Below are 11,513 nucleotides of genomic sequence, written 5' to 3' on the forward strand. Positions count from 1 at the left end.
GTCGTGGGGGTGGGCGGCCCAGCATGCCGGACGCGCATGACACGGCCTTGCGCGTTCGATGACGAAACGATGACGGTCCACCGCGCGCGGGGGCCGCCCGGGGTCCTTGACCGGCGGTCGTGCGGTCCGCGACGGGACGTGGTCCGCTGTGTGACCGCTCGATGACAGCCCCGCCGCAGGCGCGGCGGGGGTGCTTGCCTCGACGGCATGCACATCAACACCACGATTTCCCCCGCCCGCCGCCCCCGTACGACCGCCGCCGTCGCCCTGGCCGCCGGTGTCGCCCTGCTCGCCGTGACCGGCTGCGGCTCGTCCTCCGCCGATGCCGACCGCAAGGACTCCGCCTCCGCGAGCGCGTCCGACCGGGGCGCGGCCGGCAAGAGCGGCAAGAAGCTCTCGAAGCTCCTGTGGATGGGCGACTCCATCGCCGAGGCCGAGGCCCCCGCCATCGGCGCCGCCCTGAAGGCCGGCGGGGTGGAGGTCAAGTCCATGGCCGCCGCGGGCGGCGGCGGGGTCGTCGGCGAGATCGGCAAGTCCACCTGGGACCAACTCCCCGGGGACATCGGCTCGTTCCGGCCGGACGTCATCGCCTACCAGATCACCACCTACGACTGGGGGACGGCCGACGAACAGCGCGCCGCCTACGAGAAGCTCGCCAAGACCGCCGCGGACGCGGGAGCCGAACTCGTCCTCGTCTCCGCGCCGCCGTTCCGGATCGACGACTTCTACAAGAAGCACGAGAGCGAGATCGCCACCGCGTCGAAGGCCGCCAAGGAGGCCGCGGAGAAGAACCCGGACACGGTCCGCTTCCTCGACGCGTCCGCCCTGTGGGGCACCGACAGCGCCGACCCCAAGGCCCTGCGCAGCAAGGACGGCATCCACTCCTGCCAGCAGGGCTCCGCCGCCTTCGCCAACTGGCTCGGCGGCGAACTCGGCTCCCGCTACGGCTTCACCCCCGCCGCCCCCGACCAGTGGGCCAAGGGCTCCTGGACCGGCGACAAGGTGTACGCGAACCTCGGCTGCTCCTGACGGCGGACGCCACGGAAAGGACGAGAAAGGATCACCACGTGTCCGTGCGAGCAGCACTTCCCACCCCGCGCCGCCGGGAACGGCACCGGCGCCGTCCGCCCGTACCCGTGCCCGCCGGCGGCAAACGCCACATCGCGCCGCTCGACGGGCTGCGCGGCCTGGCCGTGGCGGCGGTGCTGTTCTTCCACGCCGGTCACTTCGCCGGCGGATTCCTCGGCGTGGACCTCTTCTTCGTCCTGTCCGGGTTCCTCATCACCTCACTGCTGCTGAAGGAGGCGGCCGAGCACGGCGGCCGCATCGACCTCGTCGCCTTCTGGGGGCGGCGCAGCCGCCGGCTGCTGCCCGCGCTCGCCGTGACGGTCGCCGGCACGCTCGCGCTCGCCGCCGCCCTCGGCCCGCCGCACCTGCTGCGGTTCGCGCTGGACGACGGGCCCTGGGCGGTGGCGAGCCTGGCCAACTGGCACTTCGTCGCCGAACAGGTCGGCTACTGGAACTCCGCCGACACCCGGGTCTTCGGCCACCTGTGGAGCATCGCCGTCGAGGAGCAGTTCTACCTGCTGTGGCCGCTCCTGCTCGCCGTGCTCGTACGCGGCCGCAGGACAGCGCGGTACGTCCCCGTCGTCGCCGGTACCGGGGCGCTGCTCTCGCTCGCCCTCATGGCCGCCCTCGTGGACCCGGCCGACAGCACCCGCGTCTACGAGGGCACCGACACCCGCGCCTTCTCCCTCCTGCTCGGCGCCCTCGCCGCGAGCGCACCCGTGCGCGCCCTCGTCTCCCGCGCGGGAGCGCGGCTGTCGGGCGCGCTGTGCGCCGTACTGGCCCTCGGGCTGGGCGGGTACTGGTGCCTGGCCCGGCAGGACTCCCCGCAGCTGTTCCAGGGCGGACTCTTCGCCCACGCCCTGGCCGCCGCAGCCCTGATCGCGCTCCTCGCGCACGCCCCCGGCACGCCGGCCGGCCGCGCCCTGGGGTGCCGCCCGCTGCGCTCGCTCGGTTCCGTCTCCTACAGCCTGTACCTGTGGCACTGGCCGCTGTACCTCGTCCTCTCCGAGGAGCGCCTCGGCTTCGGCGGGTGGGGCCGTACCGCTGTGATCGTCGGCGCGTCCCTCGCGGCCGCCGTCGCCTCCAAGCTCCTCGTCGAGGACCCGGTCCGCTTCCGGGCCCGCTGGGCCACCGGCCGCACCGGGGCGGCGGCCCTCGTGGCGACGTACGCGGCGCTGCTCGCCCTGTGCCTGTTCGTACCGCAGCCGGCGGCCGGCGCCGGCACGGTCGACATCACGCGGCTGGCCCCGCACACCGCGCCGTGAACGACGGTGCGCGGGGCCGGGCTTGCGCGGTCACCGGCCCGGATACGGCAGCAGTGCCATCTCCCGGGCGTTCTTGACCGCCTTGGCCAGCTGCCGCTGCTGACGGACCGTGACACGGGTGATGCGGCGGGCCCGCAGTTTCCCCCGGTCGGAGAGGAACTTGCGCAGCAGGTCGGTGTCCTTGTAGTCGACGGACGTGATCCCCGCCGCGTCGAGCGGATTGGGGCGGGGGCGTGCGGGACGGCGGGCGTCGTGGCGGCGGGACACGGGAAACTCCTTGTAAGCCAGGGGGGTTGGGGGTCGGGGGTTCAGGAGACGGGGGTTTCAGGAGACGGGGGCGAGGAGGCGGTCGAAGGCGGCCGGCAGCCGCTGCCACGCCGCGCGGCCCCCGGCGTACTCGGCGTCGGTCAGCAGGCACGACTCCAGCAGCCGCGTCAGGCCCTCCCGGTCGAGGCCGGGGGAGGTGAAGACCAGGTGCTGGCAGCAGTCGCCGTGCTCGGTGTGCCAGTCGAGCGCGGCGGCGGCCCGGCGGACGCCGGGCACCAGCTCCCAGGCGGCCTCCGGGAGCGAGGCCAGCCAGGGCCCCGCGTTCTCCACGCACAGGGCGCCGCCCGCCGCGTCCCAGGCCAGCAGGGTGTCGGGCCGGTCGGCGAGCCAGAACCGGCCCCGGCTGCGGGCCGCCGCGCAGGTCAGGTCCTCCAGTGCCGCGTAGAGCCGCTCGGGGTGGAACGGCCGGTGGCGTCGCCAGACGAGGGTGGCGACCCCCGCCTCGTCGGCCTCCTGCGGCAGCAGCGCGCACGCCGGATGCTGGGCGGCGCCGGCCGCCTCCACGTCGAATCCGGCGAGAGCCAGACGCGTCAACTCGGGGGAGCCGAGCGGTACATGGCGCGCCGTCTGGTGCAGCTGGGCGAGCAGCGCGCGGTCCTCGTCGTCGGCGTCCTCGCTGTCGGCGAGCGCGAGGACGGGGGCGTACTCCAGCTGCCGGGCCCAGGTGTCGGCGACCGTGCGCCGGTCGCCGGGTGCGACCGCCAGACCCGTCTCGGCGAGATCGTCGCCGCTGCTCAGGCAGGGCAGCACGAGCGCGGGGTCGACGGCCGTGATCACCTGGGTGAGGCGCAGCGCGTCCCCGCCGCCGTCCGCGAGCGTCTCGGCGACCGCCCGGGGTTCGACGGAGTCCCACAGCTCGACGACGGCCAGGCGGGCCGTGCCCTCCTCGGCGAGCCGGGTCAGTTCCGGGACGAGATCCTCCCGCAGCGCGCAGCAGCCGCAGTCGCCCCCCATCGGGGCCCGGCCGGAGGACAGCTCGCCGGAGGCGGAGCGCAGGGTGCGGAGCACGCTGCTGGGCCCGGCCGTCGACAGGTCGTGGTGCAGGGCGACGCTGCCGGGCACGGAGCGCAGCAACTGCTCGACGCTCTCCCGGCGGGCGTCGGCGTGCAGTCCCGCGACCAGGACGACGGGCAACCGGCTGTCGGCGCGCATCAGTTGGCCCCGCGCAGCCCGTAGCGGCGCTCGAACCGCTCCACGCGGCCGGCGGTGTCCAGGACGCGGGCCGTCCCCGTGTAGAAGGGGTGGCTCGCGGAGGAGATCTCGACGTCGACGACGGGATAGGTGTTGCCGTCCTCCCACTCCACGGTGGCCTCACTGGTGAGGGTGGAGCGGGTGAGGAAGGCGAAGCCGGCTGCCTTGTCGCGGAAGACGACGGGCTGGTACGGGGGGTGGATTCCGGGCTTCATGGTCAGCGCTCCTCTCGGAAGTCGACGTGCCGGCGGGCGACCGGGTCGTACTTGCGCAGGATCAGGCGGTCCGGGTCGTTCCGCCGGTTCTTGCGGGTGACGTAGGTGTAGCCGGTGCCCGCCGTCGAGCGGAGCCTGACCACCGGGCGCAGTTCGTTGCGTGCCATACCCGCTACACTACACGGCAATGGAAATCATTTCCATTTACTGTCCGTGCTCGGCCTCCCGTGAGGCCGGAGAGGTGGTCCGTACCATGTCCGCACACTGCCAACTCACCGGCGCGAAACCGGGGTTCGGCAACGCCGTCTCCCACTCGCACCGGCGTACCTCCCGCCGTTTCGACCCCAATGTCCAGCGCAAGCGGTACTGGCTGCCCAGTGAGCGCCGGTACGTGCGGCTGACCCTGAGCGCCAGGGCGGTCAAGACCGTCGACGTCATCGGCGTCGAGGCGGCCGTGGCGCGGATCCGGGCGCGCGGCGGGAAGGTCTGAGGAGATGGCGAAGAAGAGCAAGGTCGCGAAGAACGAGCGGCGCAAGGAGCTCGTCACCCGGTACGCGCGGCGGCGCGCCGAGCTCAAGGAGATCCTGCGCCGACCGTCGAGCACCGAGGAGGAGCGCCACGCCGCCCGGCGGGAGCTCGACCGCCAGCCCCGCGACGCCAGCGCGACGCGCGTGCGCAACCGCGACAGCGTCGACGGCCGGCCGCGCGGCCACCTGCGCAAGTTCGGCCTCTCCCGCATCCGCGTCCGCGAACAGGCACACGCGGGACTGCTGCCCGGAGTGACCAAGTCGTCGTGGTGACCGGACCGCCCTCGGGGAGGTGACCGCGCGCACCGGGGCCGGGGCCCGGGGGTACGCACCCCGGGCCCCGGCCAGGCTCGCCCGGTGAAGGTCCCGCGCTCACGCCCCCGGCAGGTCCGCCGTGAGCTCCTTGACGTCCAGGACGTCCTCGCCGTAGAGGTCCTGCAGCCAGTTCGTCTGGTAGAGCGTGTCGAGATAACGCTCGCCCAGGTCCGGGGAGATCGCGACCGCCGTGACGTCGCGGTCGTCGTGGCGGGCCAGCCAGTCCATCGCGCCGCTGACCACCGTGCCGGTGGAACCGCCGAAGAGGAAGCCGCGCCGGGCCAGCCGGTGGCACGTGCGGATGGTGTCGGCCTCCTCGACGAGGACGACCTCGTCGACATACGACTCGTCCAGCAGCGCCGGCCGCACGCTCGTACCCAGGCCGGGGATCATCCGGCGGCCGGGCGCCCCCCCGAAGGTCACCGAACCGACGGTGTCCACGGCCACGACCCGCACCGGCCGGTGCGACTCGCGGAAGTAACGGGCGCAGCCCATCAGCGTCCCCGTGGTGCCCGCGCCGACGAACAGCACGTCCAGCCCCGGGAACTGACGGTCTATCGCCGGAGCCGTCGTGCGGTAGTGCGCCTTCCAGTTGGCCGGGTTGGTGTACTGGTTGAGCCACACGTACCGCTCGTCGGAGGCGCACAGCGCCCGGACGAAGTCGAGGCGCGCGCCCAGGAACCCTCTGTGCTCCGAGGGCTCGGCGATGATGTGCACGTCGCTGCCCAGCGCCTCCATCAGCCGCCGCGCCGAGAGGTTGCAGCGCGCGTCCGTCACGCACAGGAAGCGGTAGCCCTTGCTCGCCGCGATCACGCTCAGCGCCACGCCCAGGTTCCCGGACGAGGACTCGACCAGGACCGACTCCGGCGTCAGCGCGCCGCTGCGCTCCGCGGCCTCGACCATCGCGGTCGCCGCCTTCAGCTTGATGGAACCGGCGAAGTTGAACCCCTCGCACTTGAGAAAGACCGAGTGCCCGAGAACGGGCTTGAGATCGACGTAGAGCTCTTCCTCGTTGAACTCGGTGGGAACGGAGATGACTCGCACGGTGCCCCCCTCATCGACAACGGTGTTCCGGCCGTTCACCCGTACCTGCGCAGTTCGTGGAAGAAGTCCTCGACGACGTGCAGCTCTCCCGCGCGCGCCACCTCGTCGTGGACGAACTTGCCGACGGCGAGATCCAGCACGCCGAGCCCGAACGGGGAGAAGACCACCGTCCGGTCGGCCGGCACGGCCGTCCGCCCGGAGAGCACGTCATCCAGCGTGCCGCTCAGGAAGTCCCGCCCGCCCGTGAGCCGTTCGGCGAGGTGCGGCGAGGTCTCCGCCTTCAGGCAGTGCTCGACGTCGTCGACGAAGTTGGCCGACTCCAGCAGGATCTCCGGCGCGAGGTCGCGCAGGGAGACATGCAGTACCAGCGGATGGTGCGCGAACCACGACACGTCGTGGACGTGCGGAGTGCCGGCGACGGTCGCGAAGACCAGCAGATCGCAGGTGCGCACCAGCTGTTCGGGACTCTCGTGCACGGTGATGACACCGCCGGCCCCCGACTGCTCCAGGTACGTACGGAAACCGGCCGCGCTCTCGGGGGACGTGTCGTGCACCCCGATGTGCTCGAACGCGAAGCCCGTGCCGGCCAGGAACGTATGGATGTAACGGGCGATCAGGCCGGTGCCGAAGAAGCCCACCCGCGTGGGCCGCGGGCGGCCGCGCCCCAGCCGGTCCGCGGCGAGCGCCGCGGAGGCGGCCGTCCTGGTGGCGCTGATGATCGAACTCTCCAGGCAGGCGAACGGGTAACCGGTGTCATGGTCGTTGAGGATCAGCACGGCCGAGGCCCTGGGGACGCCCGCCGCCACGTTCTGCGGGAAACTGGAGATCCACTTCAGTCCGTCCACCCGTACGCCCCCGCCGACCGACGCGGGCAGCGCGATGATCCTGGACGTCGGACGGTCGGGGAAACGCAGGAAGTACGAGGGCGGGTTGACCGAGTCCCCGGCGCCGTGCAGCCGGTACGTGGCCTCGACCAGCTCCACGATCCGCTCCTCGCGGCCCCGCAGCGCGCGCTGCACCTGCGCGCCGGAGATCACCGCGAACGGCGGCACGGTCACCGGCGCGGACTGTCCGGACTGTGCGGATTCCGGAGCCACGCCGGGAGTCGCGGCGGGAGTCGTCGCGGGAGTGGCGGTAGGGGAAGTCGTCATCGGGTCATCACCTCGACAGTCGGCGAGCAGTCGGCCAGGCGCACCGTGTCGGCCAGCGCGGCGAAGACCTCGCGCGGCCCCTCGAACGGCTCCCGGCTGTGCGCGGTACGGATGTTGTCGACGAGCAGCAGATCGCCGTCCTGCCACGGTTCGCGCAGCGTGTGCTCCTCGTACACCTCGTTCAGCAGCTGCACGATGTCCTCGTCCAGCGGATCGCCGTTGCCGAAGAAGGTGTTGAACGGCAGGCCCTCGGCGCCGTAGACGTCCACCAGGTACTCGCGGACCTCGGGCGCGATCGTCCACTCGCTGAGGAAGGCGATCTGGTTGAACCAGCAGCGCCGGCCGGTGACCGGGTGCCGCACCACGGCGCTGCGGCGCTGCCGGGTGCGCAGCCCGCCGTCGGACTGCCAGGCGAACTCGATGCCGTTGGCGCGGCAGTAGCCCTCCACCGCGCCCCGGTCGTCCGTGCCGAACGCCTCTGCGACGGATGCCCCGATCTCGTCGTTGTAGGTGCGGGTGAGCAGCCAGCCCTCCCGTTCGAAGCGGTCGACGAGCTTCTCGGGCAGCGCCCGCAGTACGGTCGGCCCGTCGGCCACGGCCGTCGCCCCGCCCTCTTGCGGGGCGCGGGCGCACGCGAAGAGCATCAGGCCGGGGAACTCCAGGGCGTAGCTCAGCTCGTGGTGCATGCACATCTGCTGGTTCTGCGGCCATTTCGTGGCGGAGTACACGCCGTCGGCGAGCCGCTGCCGGGGTGCGAAGGACTCCTTCTCCTCCGTCATGAGGTCGCAGGTCAGCTCCCGGGCGACGGCGGCGGTCGTGTCGGCGTCGCGCAGGCGCAGGCCGCGTACCAGGACCGCGCCGTGCTCGGCGACGGCGGCACGCAGCGCCTCGCGGTGTCCGGCCGCCCAGGCGCGCGGGTCGGTGGACTCGGCCCGCAACAGGGCAGGGGCCCCGGGCCGTACGTCCACGTCGAGCAGGGACGACGGGGAGGGCGATGGCATAACGGGTGTCCTTTCCAAGGTGGTTGACGTAGGGGTCCACATGGCGGTCGGCACGGTGCCCGACGGGGGCTTCACGAGGGGGAGGCCAGTCCGGCGGCCTCCAGGACGACGCGGGCCGTCTCCTCGGGCCGGGTCCGCAGGAACCAGTGGCCGCCGCCGGACAGTTCGCACAGCTCGACGCTCCCGGCCAGCCGGCGCCACTCCCGGAAGCGGCGCGCGTACCCGGCGGTGCTCGGGTCGTCGGCGGCGACGACCACGGTGACCGGGGCCGACAGCCCCACCGCCGGCGGGTGTTCCAGGGCGTCGGCGAGGTAGTGGTGGGCGGTGGTGCAGTCGTGCCGGTAGGCGGCGCCCGCGTGCTCGGCGCGCGGCCCGTCCAGTTCGCCGATGCCCGCGTAAGCGCCTTCCGCGCTCAGCTCCTTGGCGAGCTCGGCGTCGCTCTGCCCGGCGAGCCGGGCCGCCGCCGCCCGCCGGCCGGCCGCGTCGCCCGGCAGCTGCGCGGCGAGGAAGACCCGCTCGACGCGCACCCCGCGCTCCCGCAGCGCCCGCGCGGCGGCGAGCGCGAACGCGGTGCCCGAGGAGTGCCCCCACAGCAGCAGCCGGGACGGGCCGCGCCGTACGAGCTCGGCCGCGACCTGCTCCACCACCCGGTCCAGGGGGGCGAACGACGCGCTGCCCTCGCCCAGGTCGTGCCCGGGCAGCTCGACGGCCAGGACCGCGACCCCGCTGCCGCGCAGCGCCTTCGCCAGCGGCTGGAAGTTCACCGCGTTGCCGCCCGCGTACGGGAAGCACACCAGGACCCCTGCGGCGCCGTCCTCCTGCGAGAGCGACTGCAGCAGCCCCGAGCCGCGTTCCGCGCGTCCGTCGACGAGGTCGGCCAGGTCGGCGAGGACCGGGTGCCGGGTGACGTCCTTCAGCGAGACCGCGCGGTCCAGGGCGATCGCCAGCTTCACCGCCGACAGCGAGCTGCCGCCCCGGTCGAAGAAGTGGTCGCGGCGGCCGACGCGTTCCTCCGGGACGCCCAGGACCTGCGCCCAGGCCGCCGCGAGCCGCCGCTCGGTCGCCGTGCGCGGCGCGTCGTACGCCCCGGCCGGCTCCTCGTCGTCGAGCTGCGCGGCCAGGGCCGTGAGCCGCTTGCGGTCGATCTTGCTGTTGGCGGTCAGCGGGAGCCGCTCCTGCCAGTGGAAGGCCGAGGGGACCATGTACGCGGGCAGCGCCTCGCCCAGGGCGTCGCGCAGCCGGCCGGCCTCCAGGGGGCGCGGGCCCGAGTAGAACGCCACCAGGCGCTTGCCCTGTCCGTCCCGCTCGGCCACCACCACCGCGCCGTCCCCGACGCCCGGCACCCGCAGCAGGGCGTTCTCGATGTCCCCGGTCTCGATGCGGAAGCCGCGCACCTTGACCTGGTGGTCGCGGCGGCCCAGGAACTCCAGCTTGCCCTCCGGCAGCCAGCGGCCGAAGTCGCCGCCCCGGTAGAGGCGTTCGCCCGGGCGGTGCGGGTCCTCCAGGTAGGACTGCCGGGTGCGCTCGGGGTCGTTGACGTAGCCGCGTCCGACGCAGACCCCGGAGAAGACGATCGCGCCGGGGGCGCCCAGCGGTACCGGCTGGAGGTGTTCGTCGACGACGTAGACGCGCGTGTTGGGCACGCAGGGGCCCAGCGGCACCCGGTCGCCCTCCGGCGCGCGGTCCATGACCTCGTGGTTGGTGTCGTCCGAGGTCTCCGTCAGACCGTAGGCGTTGACCAGGCGGACCCCGGGCATGGTGGCGAACCAGCGCTGCGCGAGCTCCTTCTTCAGCGCCTCACCCGTCACCGACACACAGGCCAGGTCCGGCAGTTCGCGCGGGTGCCGTTCCAGGTGCGCGAGCACGGCCTCCAGATAGGACGGGACGAGCTGGAGCACGCCGGCCCGGGCCTCGGCGATCCGCTCGGTGAACCGGGGCACGTCGAGGATCACCTCCTGCTCGACCAGCAGGGTCCGGCCGCCGACGAGGAGGGCCGCCAGCAGCTGCCACAGGGAGATGTCGAAGCACTGCGGGGCGGTCTGGGCGACCACGCTGTCCGCGCCGATCCCCAAGTCGCCGGTCTTGGCGTGGAGATGGTTGAGCATGCCCGCGTGCTCGCACATCGCGCCCTTGGGCTCGCCGGTGGAGCCGGAGGTGAAGTAGATGTACGCGAGCTGGTCCGCCGTCACGTCCACGCCGAGGGCGTCGTCCGCGTGCCCTTCCCCGTAGGCCGCCGCGACGTGCAGCTTGCGGACCCCGGGCAGGGAGGCGAGGGCCCGGTCGAGGCCGGCGGTGCTGCCGTCCTCGGTGAGCACCAGCTCGCAGCCCGCGCGCGAGAGCATGGCCGCGACGCGGTCGGCCGGGAAGTGCGGTTCGACGGGCAGGTAGACGCCGCCCGCCTTGAGGACGGCGAGGACGGAGGCCGCCCAGTCGAGGTTCCGTTCGGTGACCACCGCGACGACGCCCTCGCGGCGGAGGCCGTGCGCCAGCAGCGCCCGACCGAGCCGGTTGGCGCGGGCGTCCAGCTCCCGGTAGGTCCACCGGCGCTCTCCGTGCACGAGGGCGACGGCGTCGGGACGGGCCCGGACCTGTTCCTCGAACAGCTCGTGGAAGCGGCGGTCCGGGAGTTCGCGTACGGGCCCGGCGAGCCCGTCGAGCTGGAAGCGGCGCTCGGCGTCCGACAGCAGGCTCGCCCGCGCGTGCTCCGCGTCCGGTCCGGCGGTCATCAGGCGCAGGGCGGCCAGGTGGTAGCCCGCGACACGGGCCGCGCAGTCCGTGTCGATCGCGTCGGTGCGGTGGCGCAGCCGCAGGGCGAGCCGTTCGCCGTGCCGGCGGACGGCCACCGCCAGCACGGTGTCCTCGCCGAGCGCGCCGTCGCTCTCGCCCAGGCGGAAGACCGTCTCGAACGGCGGCCGTTCCAGGCCCAGTTCGCGGGCGATGTCCTCCAGCGGGACGTCGCGGTGCTCCAGCACCTTCGCCTGGGCGCGCGCGGTGTGCTGGACGAGCTCTCTCCACGTGCCGGGCGCGGTCGTCAGCCGGCAGGGCAGCGCCGGGCCGTCGTGCTCCGCCCGATAGCCGGTCACGACCTCCGTCTCGCCGGACAGTGCCGCGAGCACCTTGGCGTGCGCGGCCAGCAGGACGGAACTCAGCGGTACGGACAGGGAGTCGGCCAGCCGGCGCGCGGCCTCCCCGAGGTCGTCGGGGACGCTCTCCTCGTGCTCGGCCGTGCCCTTCTCCGGCCGGGTCGTCCAGCGCGGGACGGCGGTGATCCCGCCTTCGGCGAGCACCCCCCGCCAGAAGTCCCGTCCGTCGTGCGGTGACGTGTCCATCGAGTCTCTTCCCTCCCCTTGCCGCGGGTCCGCCGGGTGCCGCTGCCGTTGTCGCGGCCGTACGTCCGGCGGACGCGCGC

Annotated in this window: 12 protein-coding genes; 4 read left to right on the plus strand and 8 right to left on the minus strand. The window is 73.5% G+C overall.

Annotated features, from left to right (window positions below; translation table 11 throughout):
• Nucleotides 1-207 precede the first annotated feature (207 nt).
• The gene (locus ACFP1Z_RS04510) at nucleotides 208-1,029 is read left to right on the plus strand and encodes an SGNH/GDSL hydrolase family protein (protein WP_390314529.1); all 822 of its coding nucleotides are present in this window, start codon (nucleotides 208-210) and stop codon (nucleotides 1,027-1,029) included.
• Between the two features lie 44 nt (nucleotides 1,030-1,073).
• Complete coding sequence (locus tag ACFP1Z_RS04515; RefSeq protein WP_390314635.1) at nucleotides 1,074-2,333, plus strand: acyltransferase family protein; 1,260 nt, start codon at nucleotides 1,074-1,076, stop codon at nucleotides 2,331-2,333.
• A 30-nt stretch (nucleotides 2,334-2,363) separates the two neighbouring features.
• On the opposite strand, the gene rpsR is transcribed toward ACFP1Z_RS04515, so the two are convergent.
• Genes rpsR through rpmG form a run of 4 tightly spaced genes read right to left on the minus strand, consistent with a single transcriptional unit; the run spans nucleotide 2,364 to nucleotide 4,233 of the window.
• Nucleotides 2,364-2,600: a 30S ribosomal protein S18 gene (gene rpsR / locus ACFP1Z_RS04520; RefSeq protein ID WP_390314530.1), complete on the minus strand. Its 237-nt coding sequence runs from the start codon at nucleotides 2,598-2,600 to the stop codon at nucleotides 2,364-2,366.
• A 57-nt stretch (nucleotides 2,601-2,657) separates the two neighbouring features.
• Nucleotides 2,658-3,812, minus strand: a complete 1,155-nt coding sequence (locus ACFP1Z_RS04525; RefSeq protein WP_390314531.1) for a CobW family GTP-binding protein — start codon at nucleotides 3,810-3,812, stop codon at nucleotides 2,658-2,660.
• The gene (locus ACFP1Z_RS04530) at nucleotides 3,812-4,066 is read right to left on the minus strand and encodes a type B 50S ribosomal protein L31 (protein WP_390314532.1); all 255 of its coding nucleotides are present in this window, start codon (nucleotides 4,064-4,066) and stop codon (nucleotides 3,812-3,814) included. The genes ACFP1Z_RS04525 and ACFP1Z_RS04530 overlap by 1 nt, the downstream gene beginning before the upstream one ends.
• Before the next feature lie 2 nt (nucleotides 4,067-4,068).
• Complete coding sequence (rpmG, locus tag ACFP1Z_RS04535) at nucleotides 4,069-4,233, minus strand: 50S ribosomal protein L33 (protein ID WP_390314533.1); 165 nt, start codon at nucleotides 4,231-4,233, stop codon at nucleotides 4,069-4,071.
• 86 nt (nucleotides 4,234-4,319) lie between these two features.
• On the opposite strand from rpmG, the gene rpmB reads away from it, so the two are divergent.
• Nucleotides 4,320-4,556, plus strand: a complete 237-nt coding sequence (rpmB, locus tag ACFP1Z_RS04540; RefSeq protein ID WP_390314534.1) for a 50S ribosomal protein L28 — start codon at nucleotides 4,320-4,322, stop codon at nucleotides 4,554-4,556.
• Nucleotides 4,557-4,560: 4 nt separating this feature from the next.
• Nucleotides 4,561-4,866 (plus strand): 30S ribosomal protein S14, encoded by a 306-nt coding sequence (rpsN, locus tag ACFP1Z_RS04545; protein WP_390314535.1) that lies wholly within the window; start codon nucleotides 4,561-4,563, stop codon nucleotides 4,864-4,866.
• A 99-nt stretch (nucleotides 4,867-4,965) separates the two neighbouring features.
• On the opposite strand, the gene sbnA is transcribed toward rpsN, so the two are convergent.
• The 4 genes from sbnA to ACFP1Z_RS04565 form a co-directional block, all read right to left on the minus strand.
• Entirely contained in the window at nucleotides 4,966-5,952 is a 987-nt protein-coding gene (gene sbnA, locus ACFP1Z_RS04550; RefSeq protein WP_390314536.1) for a 2,3-diaminopropionate biosynthesis protein SbnA, read from the minus strand.
• A gap of 35 nt (nucleotides 5,953-5,987) precedes the next feature.
• Nucleotides 5,988-7,103: a 2,3-diaminopropionate biosynthesis protein SbnB gene (gene sbnB, locus ACFP1Z_RS04555; protein ID WP_390314537.1), complete on the minus strand. Its 1,116-nt coding sequence runs from the start codon at nucleotides 7,101-7,103 to the stop codon at nucleotides 5,988-5,990.
• Nucleotides 7,100-8,104, minus strand: coding sequence for a TauD/TfdA family dioxygenase (locus tag ACFP1Z_RS04560; RefSeq protein WP_390314538.1), 1,005 nt, complete (start codon nucleotides 8,102-8,104; stop codon nucleotides 7,100-7,102). The genes sbnB and ACFP1Z_RS04560 overlap by 4 nt, the downstream gene beginning before the upstream one ends.
• 71 nt (nucleotides 8,105-8,175) lie before the next feature.
• The gene (locus tag ACFP1Z_RS04565; RefSeq protein ID WP_390314539.1) at nucleotides 8,176-11,433 is read right to left on the minus strand and encodes a non-ribosomal peptide synthetase; all 3,258 of its coding nucleotides are present in this window, start codon (nucleotides 11,431-11,433) and stop codon (nucleotides 8,176-8,178) included.
• Between the last annotated feature and the right edge of the window lie 80 nt (nucleotides 11,434-11,513).

The organism is Streptomyces gamaensis, assembly GCF_042656465.1.
Lineage (GTDB): Bacteria > Actinomycetota > Actinomycetes > Streptomycetales > Streptomycetaceae > Streptomyces > Streptomyces gamaensis.